The sequence below is a fragment of the Planococcus halotolerans genome (assembly GCF_003289955.1).
Classification (GTDB): Bacteria; Bacillota; Bacilli; order Bacillales_A; family Planococcaceae; genus Planococcus; species Planococcus halotolerans.
Window position 1 is genome coordinate 668,845 of sequence record NZ_QLZR01000002.1, and the last position, 17,322, is coordinate 686,166.

General features: G+C 47.0%; 20 protein-coding genes. 11 read left to right on the forward strand and 9 right to left on the reverse strand.

The window, feature by feature from the left end; genetic code table 11:
* Positions 1–106: 106 nt before the first annotated feature.
* Complete coding sequence (locus DP120_RS08020; RefSeq protein WP_112223112.1) at positions 107–403, reverse strand: replication/maintenance protein RepL; 297 nt, start codon at positions 401–403, stop codon at positions 107–109.
* 198 nt (positions 404–601) lie between these two features.
* On the opposite strand from DP120_RS08020, the gene DP120_RS08025 reads away from it, so the two are divergent.
* Complete coding sequence (locus DP120_RS08025; RefSeq protein WP_112223113.1) at positions 602–2,026, forward strand: NAD-dependent succinate-semialdehyde dehydrogenase; 1,425 nt, start codon at positions 602–604, stop codon at positions 2,024–2,026.
* 396 nt (positions 2,027–2,422) lie between these two features.
* Here the strand turns inward: DP120_RS08025 and DP120_RS08030 are convergent, their stop codons facing one another.
* The gene (locus tag DP120_RS08030; protein ID WP_112223114.1) at positions 2,423–2,917 is read right to left on the reverse strand and encodes a cupin domain-containing protein; all 495 of its coding nucleotides are present in this window, start codon (positions 2,915–2,917) and stop codon (positions 2,423–2,425) included.
* A 70-nt stretch (positions 2,918–2,987) separates the two neighbouring features.
* The gene (locus tag DP120_RS08035) at positions 2,988–3,638 is read right to left on the reverse strand and encodes a LytTR family DNA-binding domain-containing protein (protein ID WP_112223115.1); all 651 of its coding nucleotides are present in this window, start codon (positions 3,636–3,638) and stop codon (positions 2,988–2,990) included.
* Positions 3,639–3,810: 172 nt separating this feature from the next.
* Here DP120_RS08035 and aceA point away from each other — a divergent pair, with 172 nt between their 5' ends.
* The 4 genes from aceA to DP120_RS18395 are packed head-to-tail and all read left to right on the forward strand — an operon-like array spanning position 3,811 to position 7,164.
* A complete protein-coding gene (gene aceA / locus DP120_RS08040; protein WP_420812428.1) occupies positions 3,811–5,100 on the forward strand; it encodes an isocitrate lyase in 1,290 nt (429 codons plus the stop codon).
* A gap of 6 nt (positions 5,101–5,106) precedes the next feature.
* Positions 5,107–6,699, forward strand: coding sequence for a malate synthase A (aceB, locus tag DP120_RS08045; protein ID WP_112223117.1), 1,593 nt, complete (start codon positions 5,107–5,109; stop codon positions 6,697–6,699).
* 19 nt (positions 6,700–6,718) lie between these two features.
* The gene (yhfH, locus tag DP120_RS08050) at positions 6,719–6,850 is read left to right on the forward strand and encodes a protein YhfH (RefSeq protein WP_112223118.1); all 132 of its coding nucleotides are present in this window, start codon (positions 6,719–6,721) and stop codon (positions 6,848–6,850) included.
* 44 nt (positions 6,851–6,894) lie between these two features.
* Positions 6,895–7,164, forward strand: a complete 270-nt coding sequence (locus DP120_RS18395) for a hypothetical protein (protein ID WP_165843739.1) — start codon at positions 6,895–6,897, stop codon at positions 7,162–7,164.
* Between the two features lie 245 nt (positions 7,165–7,409).
* On the opposite strand, the gene DP120_RS08055 is transcribed toward DP120_RS18395, so the two are convergent.
* A complete protein-coding gene (locus tag DP120_RS08055) occupies positions 7,410–9,083 on the reverse strand; it encodes an acyl-CoA dehydrogenase family protein (protein WP_112223119.1) in 1,674 nt (557 codons plus the stop codon).
* Positions 9,084–9,341: 258 nt separating this feature from the next.
* Entirely contained in the window at positions 9,342–9,632 is a 291-nt protein-coding gene (locus DP120_RS08060) for a hypothetical protein (protein WP_112223120.1), read from the reverse strand.
* Positions 9,633–9,771: 139 nt separating this feature from the next.
* Between DP120_RS08060 and DP120_RS08065 the strand changes: the two genes are divergently transcribed.
* Positions 9,772–10,440 carry an HAD family hydrolase gene (locus tag DP120_RS08065; RefSeq protein ID WP_338066466.1) on the forward strand — a complete coding sequence of 223 codons (669 nt, stop codon included), beginning with the start codon at positions 9,772–9,774 and terminating at the stop codon, positions 10,438–10,440.
* 54 nt (positions 10,441–10,494) lie between these two features.
* On the opposite strand, the gene DP120_RS08070 is transcribed toward DP120_RS08065, so the two are convergent.
* Positions 10,495–10,704, reverse strand: a complete 210-nt coding sequence (locus DP120_RS08070) for a hypothetical protein (protein ID WP_112223122.1) — start codon at positions 10,702–10,704, stop codon at positions 10,495–10,497.
* 24 nt (positions 10,705–10,728) lie between these two features.
* On the reverse strand, positions 10,729–11,376 hold the full coding sequence (gene pcp, locus DP120_RS08075; RefSeq protein ID WP_112223123.1) for a pyroglutamyl-peptidase I: 648 nt from the start codon (positions 11,374–11,376) through the stop codon (positions 10,729–10,731).
* Positions 11,377–11,545: 169 nt separating this feature from the next.
* Between pcp and DP120_RS08080 the strand changes: the two genes are divergently transcribed.
* From DP120_RS08080 to DP120_RS08095, 4 genes are all read left to right on the forward strand, one after another.
* Positions 11,546–12,316, forward strand: a complete 771-nt coding sequence (locus DP120_RS08080; protein ID WP_112223124.1) for a transporter substrate-binding domain-containing protein — start codon at positions 11,546–11,548, stop codon at positions 12,314–12,316.
* A 77-nt stretch (positions 12,317–12,393) separates the two neighbouring features.
* On the forward strand, positions 12,394–13,053 hold the full coding sequence (locus tag DP120_RS08085; RefSeq protein ID WP_112223125.1) for an amino acid ABC transporter permease: 660 nt from the start codon (positions 12,394–12,396) through the stop codon (positions 13,051–13,053).
* Complete coding sequence (locus DP120_RS08090) at positions 13,046–13,768, forward strand: amino acid ABC transporter ATP-binding protein (protein WP_112223126.1); 723 nt, start codon at positions 13,046–13,048, stop codon at positions 13,766–13,768. The genes DP120_RS08085 and DP120_RS08090 overlap by 8 nt, the downstream gene beginning before the upstream one ends.
* 181 nt (positions 13,769–13,949) lie before the next feature.
* Positions 13,950–14,834 carry a hypothetical protein gene (locus DP120_RS08095; RefSeq protein WP_165843740.1) on the forward strand — a complete coding sequence of 295 codons (885 nt, stop codon included), beginning with the start codon at positions 13,950–13,952 and terminating at the stop codon, positions 14,832–14,834.
* Between the two features lie 17 nt (positions 14,835–14,851).
* On the opposite strand, the gene DP120_RS08100 is transcribed toward DP120_RS08095, so the two are convergent.
* Positions 14,852–15,658 carry a serine hydrolase gene (locus tag DP120_RS08100; protein WP_112223127.1) on the reverse strand — a complete coding sequence of 269 codons (807 nt, stop codon included), beginning with the start codon at positions 15,656–15,658 and terminating at the stop codon, positions 14,852–14,854.
* A gap of 155 nt (positions 15,659–15,813) precedes the next feature.
* Between DP120_RS08100 and DP120_RS18400 the strand changes: the two genes are divergently transcribed.
* Positions 15,814–15,987 (forward strand): hypothetical protein, encoded by a 174-nt coding sequence (locus tag DP120_RS18400; protein ID WP_165843741.1) that lies wholly within the window; start codon positions 15,814–15,816, stop codon positions 15,985–15,987.
* A gap of 214 nt (positions 15,988–16,201) precedes the next feature.
* Here DP120_RS18400 and DP120_RS08105 read toward each other — a convergent pair whose 3' ends face one another.
* Entirely contained in the window at positions 16,202–17,209 is a 1,008-nt protein-coding gene (locus DP120_RS08105; protein WP_112223128.1) for an LLM class flavin-dependent oxidoreductase, read from the reverse strand.
* Positions 17,210–17,322 lie beyond the last annotated feature (113 nt).

Genomic DNA, 17,322 nt, shown 5'->3' on the forward strand with positions numbered 1-17,322 from the left:
CTCTGCAAGATTGAATAGATAAGGTTCTGTAACATAAAGTAACAATAGTCATCCATATTTATATTAAAATATTAAAAAAAAATCATTTAAATAAGTATTTAATATCTCATTCTTTCCATAATCCAATGATTCCATTGCGGCGGTAAATAACTTTTTTATCTTCCAGGACCTTCAAAACTTTCGATAAAGATTGATGAGGAATATTTATATCATGCGTAATCTCTTTAATTGTTTTAAATAATACACCGTCTGAAGATGCATTAACCACAAAGTAACTGACAAATTTTTCTCCTGTTTCTGCTATGCGTTCGGATTCTGACGAAAAACAGTCATGGCATATCTCTTCAATCCTGCGTTCTGTAAATGGTCCAGACACTGCTTTATGGTTTTCGCTGACTTTCATCAATCTCAACCTCCTGCTTACAAACTTGTATTTTCCCATTCTTTACTACTTATACCCTTTCTCTTTTCAAATAGACATTTCAGCGGAAAAAAGGAAAAATTGAGGTAACTCCTTTCCCTTTTTTATTCCTTTGCAATTAAAATTTCTGCTAACAGGGTATAAGATTGGAGTAGAAAAATATCCGAGGAGGTTATAGGAATGGAAGGAAAACATTATATTAACGGTGAATGGTCAACTGCCGGCGATGGTGTCATAAACGTACTGAACCCTGCAACAGGCGAACAGGTGGGAACAGTCCCAAACGGCGGTGAAGACGAAGCCACCCAAGCCATTGAAGCAGCCGCTGCTGCATTCCCCGAATGGTCGAAGACGACCGCTTATCACCGGTCAGAATTGCTGATGAAATGGCATGACCTGCTTATGGAAAACAAACAGGAAGTTGCAGAAATCATGACAAAGGAAATGGGCAAGCCACTTGCTGAGTCGATCGGTGAAATTGAATATTCCGCTGCATTCATTTCCTGGTTTGCCGAAGAAGGCAAGCGCGTTTATGGCCGGACAGTTCCCGCCAGCAAGGACGGCAAACGCATCCAAGTGATCAAGCAGCCGGTCGGCGTAGTGGTATCTATAACTCCGTGGAATTTCCCTGCTGCAATGATGGCCCGAAAAATGGCACCTGCGCTCGCAGCCGGATGCACATTTGTCGCCAAACCCGCGAAGTTAACCCCGCTGACAGCCGTGCGAATCTATGAATTGGCTGAAGAAGCAGGTTTCCCGAAAGGCGTCATCAATATGGTGACGGGTAGCGCCAGCAAAATCGGTAAAGTATTTACCAGCCATCCGTCAGTCCGCAAGCTGACATTCACCGGCTCTACTGAAATCGGAAAAGAGCTGATGAAACAAAGTTCAGAAACGATGCTGAACCTGTCTCTTGAACTGGGCGGGCATGCACCGATTATTGTCTTGGATGATGCAAATATTGAAGAAGCTGTTAAAGGCGTAGTGGCATCCAAGTTCCGCAATGCCGGACAGACTTGTGTCTGCGGAAACCGGATCTATGTCCAGGAAAGTATTGTCGAAGAGTTTTCGCGCAAGCTGCAGGAAGCCGCTTCGGACTTGAAAGTCGGCAACGGTCTGGATGAAGGCGTGCAAATCGGTCCGCTTGTCGATAAGGATGGTTACGAAAAAGTGGCGGAACACGTCAAAGATGCAGTCGACAGAGGTGCCAAAGTGCTTGTCGGCGGCGACGGCAAAGCAGAAAACGATTCCTATTTCTATAATCCGACAGTGTTGCTGAACGCGAATTCCGATATGCTGGTCATGAATGAGGAAACATTCGGTCCCGTTGCACCGATCATGACATTCAAAACAGATGAAGAAGCTGTTAAATTGGCCAATGACACCCGTTTCGGATTGGCTGCCTATTTCTTCACCGACAGCATGACGCGTGGAACCTATATCGCTGAAAATCTCGATTATGGCATCGTTGGCTGGAATGATGGATTGCCATCCGCGGCCCAGGCACCATTTGGCGGCATGAAAGAAAGCGGCATCGGACGTGAAGGCGGACAGGAAGGTTTGGAAGCATTCCTGGAGACAAAATATATTTCGATTCAGTTATAAAAGATAAGCGACGGCACCCGTTTAGCTCTGAAAAGCATAAGACAGACCAGCAGAGTGGCGTCCGTTGCCACGGCAGCTGGGTTGGCTTATGACTCGAAGAGCTGGGTCGCCGGAGTCTGGACAACTGAAAAGCGCAAGCGCCCGGTTAGCTCAGAAAGGCAAGAGATGAACCAAATGTAATTTGGGTCATCTCTTTGCGACGAAGCTAGCCCAGCGATGCAGGAGCAATAAGGGTTTAGTCAGAGCAGCGAAGTGGTCCTGACCACGCAGCTGGGCTGGCTTATGACCCGAAGAGCTAGCTAGGCACTGGAGTCTGGACAGGAAAACACTACATCCCGACAGTCTTAAAACTAAAGAAATATCCCCTGCTCACAGATATTGTGAGCAGGGGATATTTTATTTCCAGTTGTCGAGCAGAGGCCCTTCATTGCCATAGACCGGGTCTTTCTGCGGTAAAGGTGTATTCTGGATATCTTCCAGTACGTACGGTCGTTCATCCAGATTCCCGACTTTCTTGTTCGGGCTGACACCGCCCGGATATGCGCCGACTATCTGGAAATCGTCGCTGGCGGACAGTTTCTTATGTCCTGTGCCTGCAGGCAAAACTGCAACATCGCCTGTTTTGACTTCAATTTCTTGTCCGTCTTCGCCGCCAAGCATTAAAACAGCCGAGCCGGAGCGCACACCAAGTGCTTCGTGTGTGTTGCTGTGGTAATGGTGGTAATCAAATACTCCATTTGTCCAGCTGTTCGTCCAGCCATTCTTATTAAACGTCTCTTCAATCTTTTCCGGATTGTTTTCAAATGCCCCGGGATAAATTGCCACACCCAATGAGTCGTTGTTCGGTATCATGCCATCATCTTCAAAATGAATGAAATTCGCTTTTTCCATCAATTAATCACTCCAAAGCTTTTTATAGGACTTTACCCGGCTGTCAGGATATTAATCAATTGATACAGTTTTAAAAGCCGAGGCGTTCCCGGATTGATCCAGCATAATTTTGGCTGACCGGCAGCAGCGAGCCGTCTTTCATTGTGAGAACGTAGTTCGAAGAAACGTCGCGAGCGATTTCTTCTATATAATTAATGTTCACAATAAAGGAACGATGGACCGGCAGAAAATAATCCGGCAATTGATATCTGAGTTCTTTCAATGTATGGATTGTACTGTAGGCTTCTTCTTCGGAATAGAACCAGGTCTTTTTCTGGCTGCTTTCGATATGTGTCACACGCTCAATCGGCACTGGCCGCCAATTGTCTTCGAGCTTGCCGGTCAAAAAACGAAGCTGCGGCTTTCTCGCCAATACATTGTTAGGCGGCAGGATAACCACCAATACTCCTGCCTGTCCCGCGTACTCCACCGGATAACCGATACCGTAATAAGGAAAACCCAATGGCGAGTTTTCCACCAGTTTTTCAACCTTCCCTCTTTTTTTGAACGTCAGTTCCGCCACACTTCCGGCAGGCACCGGATCTCCTGCATGTATCCGCAGATCGAGCTCCCCCGCTTTGAAATATACATACGAATCCCCTACTGCTACAGCGATTGACGCGGCTTCCGGAAGCCAGTCTCCCATGATTTGGCTGATCTGTTCCACTAATCCTTTTTCCATCCCTTCGGCCCCTTTCCAGTCGTTTGTCTGCTAATACACCATTTTATCCTCCAATAAAACTGTTCATCCAAATTTCAGGACAATCAGAATTATCTGTTATATATTAATATACATCAACACAAACTGTATTAATACAGTTAAATAAAAATTTTTATTCGAAGGGAATGATTTGATGGTAAGCAAGCAGCAAATTGAAGAATTGAAGAAATACTGGGAACAGGATAGCAGATGGAACGGCATTACCCGCCCTTATTCGGCAGAAGATGTAGTGAAACTTCGCGGCTCTGTTCAAATTGAATATACACTCGCAAGACGCGGTGCCGATCGTCTTTTCCGTTCCATCCACGAAATGGATTTTGTTAACGCGCTTGGAGCGTTGACCGGGAACCAGGCAGTACAGCAGGTTAAAGCAGGCCTTCAGGCGATTTACCTGAGCGGCTGGCAAGTGGCCGCAGATGCAAACTCAGCAGGTCAGATGTACCCGGATCAAAGTTTATATCCGGTCGATTCCGTGCCTAACGTCGTTAAGAAAATCAACCAGGCATTGCAGCGCGCCGATCAGGTCGATAATGTCGAAGGCACAGAAGGCATCGACTGGTTCGCACCAATCGTCGCTGATGCGGAAGCTGGATTCGGCGGACCGCTGAATGTTTTCGAATTAATGAAAGCGATGATCGAAGCTGGTGCAGCCGGCGTCCATTTCGAAGATCAATTGGCTTCAGAGAAAAAATGTGGCCATCTCGGCGGCAAAGTATTGCAACCGACACAAAACGCAGTGCGCAATCTGATTTCAGCAAGACTTGCAGCTGATGTACTTGGGGTTCCGACATTGCTGATCGCCAGAACAGATGCGGATGCAGCAGACTTGATCACAAGCGACATCGATCCTGCTGACCACCGTTTCATCACCGGCGAACGCACACCGGAAGGCTTCTACCGCACGAACCCTGGCATCGACCAGGCGATTGCCCGCGGACTCGCTTATGCACCGTATGCAGATTTAGTGTGGTGTGAAACTTCGCACCCGAACCTTGAAGAAGCACAGCAATTCGCAGATGCCATCCATGCTGAATATCCTGGTAAGCTTCTTGCTTACAACTGTTCTCCTTCATTTAACTGGAAAGCGAAATTGGATGAAGAAACAATCGCGAAGTACCAAGTTGAACTTGGCAAGATGGGCTACAAATTCCAATTCGTTACATTGGCAGGCTTCCATGCACTCAACCACAGCATGTTCGAACTTGCGCATGATTATAAGGACAACGGCATGGCCGCATACTCGAAATTGCAGCAGGCTGAATTCGCCAGCGAAGAAAAAGGCTATACGGCTACACGTCACCAGCGCGAAGTCGGTACAGGCTATTTCGATGAAGTATCACAGATCATTTCCGGCGGCACAAGCTCTACTACCGCAATGAAAGGATCTACAGAAACAGCTCAATTCCAAGCGGTGAAAGGGTGATGTAGTTTGATTACCAAATCGGATATCAAAATCACTGCCGACATTACGCCGGACATGGAAAAGATCCTGACGCCGGAAGCCCTTGAATTTGTCGAAAAGCTTCATAAAAATTTCGACCAGCGCCGGCGCGAATTGCTGGACCGGCGCCAAGTGCGCCAGAAAGAATTGAACTCCGGCAAAAAACTCGATTTTCTGCCGGAAACCAAACACATCCGGGACGGTGACTGGACGGTCGCTGCCCTGCCGGATGATATGAAAGACCGACGCGTTGAAATCACAGGTCCGACCAACCGCAAGATGCTCATCAACGCTTTGAATTCCGGAGCGAAGATGTTCATGGCGGATCTGGAAGATGCCACTGCGCCGAATTGGTTTAATGTAATCGATGGCCAGGTGAATCTATACGATGCAGTTCGCCGCCAAATCGATTTCGAAATTCCTGAAACGGGTAAAAAATATGCATTGAATGAAGAAACGGCCGTATTGATGGTGCGGCCCCGCGGCTGGCATTTGCCGGAGAAGAATATTGAAATTGGCGGCCGCGCCGCTTCCGGCAGCCTCGTCGATTTCGGGTTATATTTCTTCCATAACGCGAAAGAGTTGATTGCCCGCGGTTCCGGCCCTTACTTCTATTTGCCGAAACTTGAAAGCCATCTCGAAGCGAGGTTGTGGAATGATGTTTTCGTTTTCGCCCAGCAGGAACTCGGCATTCCGCACGGTTCCATCCGCGCAACGGTGCTGATCGAAACGATTCTCGCGGCTTTTGAAATGGATGAAATCCTGTATGAACTGCATGACCATTCCGCTGGCCTTAACTGCGGCCGCTGGGATTATATCTTCTCCGTCATCAAGCGGATGCGGGGTAATCCGGATTATATTTTCCCGGACCGCTCCCAGGTGACGATGACTGTACCGTTTATGAGAGCCTATACTTTATTGTGCATCAAAACTTGTCACCGCAGAGGTGCACCGGCAATGGGCGGAATGGCTGCCCAGATCCCAGTCAAAGGTGATGACGCTGCCAACAGCGCTGCTTTTGCGAAAGTTGCAGAAGACAAACGCCGCGAAGTGACGGACGGCCACGATGGCACATGGGTCGCCCATCCAGGAATGGTCGCAGTGGCGATGGAACAATTCAACGAACATATGCCGAATGCGAACCAGATCGACAGACAGCCTGACGACGTAAACGTCACCGCTGAGGAGCTCGTTGAAGTCCCTCACGGCACCATTACCGAAGAAGGCTTGCGCTCCAACATCTCTGTCGGCATCCAGTACATCGCATCCTGGCTATCCGGCAACGGCGCCGCTCCCATCAATAACCTGATGGAAGACGCAGCGACCGCTGAAATTTCCCGCTCCCAGGTATGGCAGTGGATCCGCCATCCAAAAGGAATCCTTGAAGACGGCCGTAAGATTAACGTCAGCCTGTTCCATGATTTTCTTGATGAAGAAACCGATAAGATTAAAAAAGCCGTCGGTGAAGAAGTTTATGTTTCCGGTAACTATGCCGCTGCCCGAGAATTATTTGCAAAACTGACATTGGAAAGTGATTTTGCTGAGTTTCTGACACTGCCAGGGTATGACAAACTAAACTAATTTATTGGAGGAGATCATTATGAAAAACTTGCAGACAACTTACGGAACACGCACTAAGAAAGAATGCCGCGAATGTGGAGCAGAAATCCAGGAGCAGCGTGAGTCGATCGTCTACGAATGCGAACGCTGCATGGGGCATGGCGAAGAATAGAATATGTACGGTGAAGCGGTCCGCTGAGTGCGGACCGCTTTTTTATGGGAGAAATTGGTTCCGGACAGCATTTTTCTTCTCAGGACAGTATTTTTGATTTGCGGACAGTATATCCAAATATCTGGGAAAGGGATGACAATACTATTTCCAGCATTATGCAAATTAATTCTAGAAAATCAATTAGAAAGTATTTAACCCTTTTTGGAAAGTATTTAGCGTCAATTGGAAAGTATCTGAGCCAATTTGGAAAGTATTTATGCCATATTGGAAAGTATCGCCAAATACTGGATTTTCAATTTTACTATGGGAGGTGATTTCGTTTATTTTCAATCAAATTAGTAAACTTTGCGGGAAATTACCTCCTATATTTCTTGCCCAAAACGTATTGGACAGTATTTGGCTTCTATTGGACAGTAACTGACTTACAATGGACAGTATTTGGTCTCTAACAGACAGTATTTGAGTGGTTCCGGACAGTATATCCAAATAACTGGGAATTACCTCTTCAAAACAACATTAAAAACCGGCCGCAGATCACCAATCTGCGGCCGGTCTCCATTTATCCACCCATCACATATCCAAAATACTTCACAGTTTTCATTTCAGCGCCCAATTCACGCGTATTCCACGTCATTTCCGTGAAAATTTCAGCAAGCGGTACATAAACGCCGCCATGCTTCTCCGCCCATTCCAGCGCGACCACATTTTCAAACAGCTGCGCCATTTTCTGCATCAAGATTTTCGCTTCAAACGTCTGCAAGTCAGCTTCAAAACCGGCAAAAGTAGTTAATTCACCCTGCAATTCCTTCAGCTTACACCGCACCACTTCTACATCAGCAGTCGCCGCCAGCTTATTCAAACGTCCCATCAAATGCCGCCCAAACACTTCATGCGCACTGAATTTATTGACGAGACGGATCAATTCAAGGCCAAGGATATTTGCTGTCCCTTCCCACACTGTCAGCACCTGGGCATTACGCAGCAGACGTGGCGTCACGAAATCCTCGATATAACCGTTGCCGCCGTGCATCTCAATCGCCTCGTGCGAGAAATGGATGGCCTGCTCGGCCGACTCTTTTTTCAGAATTGCAATCAGCAGCCGGTTTAATACCTGCTCCTCAGACGAAGCTTCACCGGATGTTATCCGGTCATAAAGCGTGATTAAGTCAAAAATCGCGGCAGTTTCAAATTCCTGTTTGGCGCGCAGCTTCATCAAACTGTCCTGCACCATCGGAAAATCCGTCAGCTTGCGGCCAAAGGCAGTGCGGCGACCTGCATATTCCGCTGCTTCATCCAGCGCGCGTTTCATGATGCCGATGGACGCCACCCCATTGCAAATCCGCGACAAGTTCAGAGCTTCCATCATGTACTTCAGCCCCTGCGCCGGATCCCCGACAACAAACGCTTCCGCCCCGTCGAATTCAACTTCGCCCGATGGCACTGCCCGCACACCCAGTTTGTCTTTCAAGCGCCGGATCTTAATGCCGTTCAATTTACCATCGACACGCCACGGCACCGCGAATAAAGTCAGGCCCCTTGAACCTTCCGGCGCGCCTTCTATTCTCGCAAGCACCATAGCCACACCTGCCATGCCGGCATTTGATGCAAAATACTTCTCACCGTATAAATGGTATCCCGACTCTGACTCCACTGCCTTCACTTCGTTTGCGCCGACATCCGATCCGCCTTGCCGCTCTGTCAGAAAAGTGGCGCCTTCGAATAATTCCACATCTTCTGTGGCACAGACATGCGGCAAAAATCGTGCCTTCACTTCTTCATCCGCAAAGTGGTCCAGTAAGTAAGCCGTCGCCATTGTCAACGTCACCGGACAATAAAATCCGGGTTCCGACTGTGACAGCAGATAGCCTTGCGCGAAGCTGTATACATAATTCCCTTTGCGCCCTATTTCCGGGATTTCCTTATGCACGTAGCCGACAATGCCCGTTGCGTATGTTTCTGAGACTGTCTTTTTATATCCTTCATTGACCCACACATGCGAGATATCTTCACCGAGCCGGTCGTATTTTTCCAATTTCGGCCCGCCTTCCCGGTCAGTGTGACGTGCACGCTCGTCGATTTCATTGGCGGCAAGCCTGCCGAATGAAGATAACTCCCGGTCTGCATATTCCAGGAAATCAGCTGGCAATACATCAACTAATATTTTTTTCAATGTCTCGTCTTTACTGTAGAAGTTGCGTTCACCCGACAGCGCTTGCCCTTTTAATACGACCATGTCAGACACCTCTTTTTTCAATTTTTAGTTATTTCAAGTTTAGCATTTGTTCTCGTCTATAGTAATAGGGCTCTTCTATAAGTTCTTGCCTCTCTTTTGTGCTGGCAACATCTTTTAAGATGATTTATTTGCGCAGATTCTGATTTGTTTGCGCTGCGTCCATCAAATCTAAATTTACCTTTACTCCAAACCGCCAGCGGATGCTCATTTATTCATCCACAAAAAAAGCCAGGCATCATCTGCCCGGCTTTTAAACTATTAATGCTGTTTGGATGCTTTGATGCGGTAACGCGAATCCTCTTCGAGTTTGTTGAAGACTTCGATGTAGCGGGTGCCTTTGTCACTTTCCTCGGCAGGAGCTTCTTCACCGAGCATATCTTGCAGAGGTTCCTCACTCGGCTCGATGACACGCGAGTCGAAATCGTCCATTAATCCCTGCAGTTCCGCGTATCCTTCAATACCTTTATCTTTTTGCACCTTTTCAAAAAGACTTTCTGATTCATCTTCTGTCAATTCTATATACCCCACTGTGATCTGCTGCTTTTGCATGCTTTTTCCTCCTGTCTCTTTAATACTGCTTTACTGTCCTATACCCTGCCCCTGAATTTTAATAAACATCTTCCGGGAACTGGAAGACGAACTGGGTTTCCGTTATGATGGAGAATATAGACTCAATGAAACCGGAGTGATGAGAGTGCGAGTAGCAATATTTGATTTTGACGGAACCCTGTATTCGAAAGAAACTTTCCAATTGATGATGGCACATCTGAAAAACCATCCGGAACACAGTTTGCGCTATCGCCGATTTTACCGCGCAATTATGCCTCCTTATCTTGGCCACAAACTAAAAATCTATCCGGAAGCGAAAATGCGTGCGCGCTCCGTGCAGGCGTATCTGATGGCACTCGAGACATTCAGCCGGACGGAACTGGAACAGTTTTTCGCGGAAATCGCGGATAAGATGCACGATGATATGAACAGCCGGGTTGTTGAACGGCTGCGCCAGCATGTTGCCGACAATGTGTACGTGATGCTCGTATCCGGCGCCTTCATGCCGCTGCTTCATGCGGTCACGGAAAAATTGCCGATTGAAAAAATCATCGGAACAGAAATTCATTATAAGAACGGCATCCTGGATCACCGGACGCCTGTAACGCACATCCAAGGTTCATTAAAAACGGAAAAGATCCAGGAAGCATTGAATGGCCAGCAGATTGATTGGTCAAACAGCTTTGCATACGGAGACAGCTTTTCTGACCTGCCGGTGCTCGAACTTGTCGGCAATCCGGTTGCCGTCCATCCAGAACTACGCCTGCGTAACGTGGCAGAGAAGCGTGACTGGGAAATCATCCAATAATAAAAAGCAGACAGTATCCAGGCAACCCACCTGTGATACTGTCTGCTTTTTTCATCAGTTTTGCTGACCCTGCTGCTCACCGACTTTTCGGTTCCGCACAAATCCGTAAACCACCATGGTTAACAGCAAGATTGCCAGAACGATAAATACGATGCCATAAGCAGTATTGTCTGCGCTGAAATTCTGATAAGCAAACAACCCCATCGTTATGGAACTGATGATCAACGCAAATTGGGTCAAGGGATGAATTTTAACTTTCTCCACAAGGCTCCTCCTTCATTTGATTGATCACTGGGTAACTGCATTTTCAGAACTGGACTCAGACGCCTCTTCCGCCGCCAAAACCTCCAAACAAATCCTCACCCCTTTTACCAGATCACGATGCGGCCAGCTTGGCACATTGCCATGTTCGATTGCCAGTTCATGTGAAGCGGGCATATGAATAAAACCGGATGGGACGTCCTTCTTATGTATGGCCAAGTAATGCAATGCTTCGTACATAACGTTATTGCATAAATATGCACCTGCTGTATTTGATATATCCGATGGCAATCCCTCTTCAATCATGCGGTTGACCATATTTCGGATGGGCAACGTCGACAAGTATCCCGCCGCTCCATCCAATTGTACGGGTTCATCGACTGGCTGATTACCTTCATTATCAACCGGTCCATCCTTGAGATTGATGCCGATCCGTTCTGGCGTCATCTTGAATCGGCCGGCTGCCAGCCCTAAGGAAACTACTGCGTCCGGTTCGATTTCCTCAATCAGGTCTATCAGCTGACCTCCTGCTTTCGCAAAGTCAACAGGCAGTATCCTGCCAATTACCTGGTACTCGCCAACAACAGCATTGTCCAATTCTTCCACTACTTTCATCGTTGGATTTACTGAGAAATCCAGAAACGGTTCAAAGCCCGTCAACAGCAACTTTTTCATTGCCCAGCCTCCCCTCTTATTATTAATCATACAGCAAACCACTTTAAAATGCAGAATAATCTAAATACATAATTATTCACTAAATAGAATATTTACTCTTTACATTGCATATTTTACCCCTTATTATACATATTAACGAATAAAAATTAATTCATTGGAGGAATCAATTATGAAAAAGAAATCATTGTTCATCGGTTTATTGACATCAGCGGCTTTACTGCTTGGCGCATGTGGCGACGATACTTCTGCAGATACAGAAGAGAAGAAAGTGCTGGAAATGGGGACATCAGCTGAATTCCCTCCATTTGAATCCATCAATGCTGAAGGGGAGTTCGTCGGTTTTGATATTGACTTGGCACATTACATAGCAGATGAACTGGGCTACGAACTTAAAATTACGGATATGAAATTCGACGGCCTGATTGGTGCCTTGCAAAACGACCGTGTGGATATCGTTATTGCCGGAATGTCCGCAACGGATTCACGTCGTGAAAATGTGGATTTCTCCACAGAGTATAATCATTCCGGGGAAATGTTCGTTGTACCAGCGGGTTCTGATGTCAAAAGCCTCGATGATCTCGAAGGGCTGACAGTCGGCGTACAGCTTGGCACTATCCAGGAAGAAGGCGCGAACAAAATCCTTGAAGAAGAAAACGTCAATTTCGAACTGAAAGCTTTGGATGATTCAGGTGCTTTGATCCAAGAACTGCTCTCCGGTCGCATCGAAGCCGCATACATGGACAAGGAAGTCGCACTCGGTTACCTGGAACAACAGGATTTGGAAGCTTTTGACGATCCTACAACAAGCTCACCTGGCATGGCTGCAGCCTTCCCGAAAGGCAGCGAGCTTGTGGACGATGTCAATGAAGTCTTGGCAAAAGCGGAAGAAAGCGGCTTTTTGAAAGAACTGCAGGACAAATGGTTAAGCGAAGAAAAATAGAAAACATCCGGATCAGGGGAAAATTTTCCCCTGATCCTTCCTTTTAAAAATCTGAACCTGGAAAAGAGCTGACTCCCATGAACCTCGATTTCTCTCAACTAGTCCCATACATACCCTTCATGCTGAAAGGGATCTGGACAACAATCCAATTTGTCATCGTCTCCATTATAGTGGGTTCCATTCTGGGTACGTTGCTTGCCTTATTCAAAATCGGCACAGTAAAGCCTCTCCGCTGGTTTGCTGACGCCTATACATCAATTTTCCGAGGAACTCCGCTGATCCTGCAATTGATGATTATCTACTATTCTGTTCCTCAATTGACTGGCTATGATATCAATGCATTTACGTCCGCCGTCCTTGCTTTCGGCTTGAACTCATCCGCCTATATTTCCGAAATCATCCGTGCCGGCATACAGGCAGTCGACAAAGGGCAGATGGAAGCTGCACAGGCTCTTGGCATCCCATACCGCGCAATGATGAAAGACATCATCTTACCGCAGGCTTTGAAAAATATACTGCCTGCCCTTATGAATGAATTCATTACCCTGACTAAAGAATCCGCAATCGTGTCCACTATCGGCTATCTAGATCTGATGCGCCGTGCGCAGGTTGTAGGTTCCGATCTGTTCCGGAATTTCGAGCCATTATTATTTGTCGGGTTTATTTACTGGTGCATGGTCATGGTTCTCACTGTCATCGGAAGAATGATTGAACGGAGGCTGAAGTTAAGTGATTAAAGTACAGAACCTCTATAAGAAATTCGGCTCAAATCTGGTGCTGAATGATATATCCGTAACAATCAAACAAGGCGAAGTCGTTTCAGTCATCGGTCCCTCGGGATCGGGCAAGTCGACTTTCCTGCGCTGTCTGAATCTATTGGAGAAACCGACTTCCGGAACCGTCCTGATCAATGAAACCGATTTGACTGCCAAAGGAGCGGACATCCATAAAAGCCGGCAGCAGATCGGTATGGTGTTCCAGCATTTCCATCTGTTTCCTCATTTGACGGTGCTTGAGAATCTGACATACGCCCCGATTAAAGTAAAAGGGCTGAAACGGGCTGAAGCAAATGACAAAGCTCGTCTCCTGCTCGCTAAAGTCGGTTTATCCGATAAAGCAGCTGCCTATCCATCCAGCTTGTCAGGCGGCCAGAAACAGCGTGTCGCAATTGCCCGCGCACTGGCGATGGAGCCGGAGCTGCTGTTGTTCGACGAACCGACTTCCGCTCTCGATCCCGAAATGGTCAAAGAAGTGCTCGATGTCATGAAGGACCTTGCGAAATCCGGTATGACGATGGTTGTCGTCACCCATGAAATGGGCTTTGCCCGTGAAGTCGCTGACCGCGTCATTTTTCTGGACCACGGCAGCCTCGTCGAAGAAGGTTCGCCTGCAGCCTTCTTTGCCAGTCCGAAAACGGAACGTGCACGTGAATTCCTGGAGAAAGTGCTGTAAGCAATTAAATTGCCAAACCTATAAAAATCAGTGGAAATAACTTTCCACTGATTTTTATGTTCCTTTATTCATTCTCCATCCATTCAACGTTCATCTATTGCTCAAAACTGTCTGCCGCGCTGGGTTCATTGGCGTGATATAATCGAAGCAATGCGTTCAAACGAAATAAGAGGTGGAAATTTTGTTCAGAAAACTGATGATTTTACTATTCGTTGTATTTTTTATGGCCATGATCATCTTCACTGCGGTCATGTTCCTGACGAACGAAGAAACGATATATGATGAAGATGGCGTTACACTCACCATCAAGAAGCCGACTTTCATCACGCTTGGCGAACCGGAAATTACGGAACAGGACACGGATATCACCACCGTCCGCGATATGACATTTGTCGGTTTGGATGTCGGCACATATACGATGACCGAGCGTACATTGGAAAATGATGTGACCATCCTTTTTGATGAATTGCATAATTCCAGCTGGCTGCCATTCGCTATCACTCTGATTCATAAAGAGCTCGAAAATGCAGAGACTAATTCCTGGAATCCCCGTCCGGTAACCAATGAGGCTGATGATGTGTTCGGAGAAGACCCGACCAGCAATCCGTTTGGCACAATCGCAGCTGGCGGCAAGCATTTCCTGCAGGGCAATTTGTATGTATCCCGTATAATTCCACAGGACAATGATGGACAGGCGCATGAACTGCGTACAGAAAACCCGAACTTCACCATTGAAGAAGGTATTATGGAGAAAAGTTTTTGGTTACCGCCAAAACATTACCTCCACACCTGGGTGATGATTGCGGATGAACCTTTCTTTGAAAGCAAGGAAGCGGAAGAAGACTGGATCGAGTTTGCCCTCGACAATCGCTATCAGCAGCTCAACTGGCTGACACCGGAAGGCCCTCTGGTGAAACTGCCGATCACCGATGACCCGCGCACACAGCTGGCATATGGCTATATCGACGAACGAACAGCAGACCCTGCTTCACAGGAATGGAACGAAACGTCCCCTTCCCTGTATTTCGAGACCATGCTATTGAATGCTGAAGCATCCCAAAATTAGTAAAAGCCCTGCTGAATTTATCCAGCAGGGCTTTCTTGCATTTTCAGCCAGTCATAAATATAGCCGCCGATTTCCGCGATTACTTCCTGGCCGCTGTGATTGTCAGGTGAATCACTTACTAGCACAGCTGCATAGACTTTATCGCCGCGGTATTCAAAAATCCCTGCATCATTTACAACACCCGGCAGACTGCCGGATTTTGAAGCGACCGAAACTTCATCTTCTTCATCAATTCGGCCATGCAGATTCGTAAGCAATTGCTGTTTCTTCAGAATATGAAGCACACGCCTGCGGCTGTCTTCCGATAACAATTCCCCAGAATCCACCGCTTTCAGCATTGTCACCAAGTCTGCCGCCGATGTGAAATTATCGAGCCCATCCAAGGCTGCCTGGATATCCATAAATTGACGGCCCAGCACGGTTTCATTACATCCAAGACGATTCAAAAGCGCATTGACTCTGTCGATGCCGACTGTGCGTATTACTAGATTGGATGCTGTATTATCGGAAACGATGATCATCAATGTCAGCAAATCTTCGAAGGACAGTTTTTTAACAGAACCCAGATGGAATAATACACCGGACCCTTGCGTGAAATCTTCCGGTTGGAGTCTTATGATATCGTATGGCTTCACCAAATCACGGTCAATCTGGCTAAAAGCCTCCAACAGCACGGCCAATTTTATCGTGCTTGCAGACTTCATCTGCTTATGGCTGTTGATGTCAATTCGGCCATTTTTTGTCTCAATGGCTAAAGATACCTTTCCGGAAGAATGTTCCAGTGCTTTTTTCACTTGAAATTCGAGTATTTCATCCGCTTCCATATGGCCACCTCCACCTTTTGATTATACGATATTTCCTGTGAAAATCTTTATAAGACATTCCACTTTAAATTAACTGAAATATCAGTATACTAAGAGTAAAGGGACACTCTTCTTCCGCCGGTGCTGCATATTAATTCAGAAGGAGGCTGATAATTATGGAACGCAAGTTTTCTGATTTAAGGGAAATGGAACGCCGAATGGATGAGGATTATTACGCTGCGTTGAATATGATCGGTGAAGGAGCCCCTGATTATGCACCTTATAACGAAGAAGACGATGCTCCTGCTGAGATAAAACGCAACGACGATAAAGCCCGGGAACTGCAATAACAAAAGAAAAGCGCAAGCGCCCGTCAAGCTCTGAAAGGCACAAGCCAGAACAGCGGCGCGGTCTTGACCGCAGAGCTGGGCTGGCTTATGACCCGAAGAGCTGGGCGCTGGAGTCTAACCAAGGAAACACTTTTCCTAAGAATCCTCATACAAAAAAATTTCACGTTCTTGCCCATTAAAAAACCCCGCATTCCTGCGGGGTTTTCTACATATATTACTCCATCATGTCCGCTACAATTTCGTAAGAACGCAAACGGTCTTCGTGATGGAAAATTTGGGAGTTGACGATAATTTCGTCAGCTCTTGTTTTATTGATGAATGCTGTCAGTTTTTCATGCACCACATCCGGCGTTCCGACAATTGTCGATTCGGAATTCATTTTCTCCCGGTAAATCGCAATTTCACGCGGCGACCAGACTTCTTCAATATTGTCGATCGGTGCACGGAATGTTGTCGGTTCCCCGCGCATAAGGCTGAACATCTGCTGCTGCTGGGAAGTGGCAAGCCATTCGGCGCGTTCCTGGGTATCGGCAGCGATGATATTGACGCCAAGCATCGCATACGGTTTATCCAAAGCTTTCGACGGTTTGAAATTCTGATGATATAACTGCAGGGCCTGCATCATATAATCCGGTGCAAAATGGCTGGCAAATGAAAACGGCAAGCCCTTCTGTGCAGCAAGCTGCGCACTGAACCCGCTTGAACCAAGCAGCCAGAGTGGAATATTCAAGTCGGTGCCAGGATAGGCTTTTACCCGTCCAACTGGATTCGGAGAGAAGTAATTCTCCAATTCCGCGACAAGCTGAGGGAATTCGTCGCCCGTTGTGCCCAAAGTCCGGCGCAGTGCATAGGAAGTGCCTTGGTCACTGCCCGGGGCACGCCCAAGTCCCAGGTCGATGCGTCCTGGATAAATTGTTTCCAGCGTTCCGAACTGTTCAGCTATAACAAGTGGTGCATGGTTCGGAAGCATGACGCCACCGGAGCCGACACGTATGGATTCTGTATGGCCGGCAATATGGCCGATCAGCACTGATGTCGCTGAACTGCCGATTCCCGGCATATTGTGGTGCTCGGCAAGCCAGAAGCGATTAAAGCCCAGTTTCTCGACATGCTGAGCAAGATTAACGCTATTTTTGAATGCCTGTGCTGTTTCGTCGCCTTCATTAATCGGCGCCAAATCAAGTACAGCCAGTGGTATATGATTGAATTTCTTTATTGGCATAATACATTTCACTCCTTCTCAAAACAATTGTAGCGAATTTGCCATTAATAGGCATCTTTCCGGCTCAGGGAATCTACATTTTAAGAAGAAAAGCTTTTCTGAAAAAATAAAAA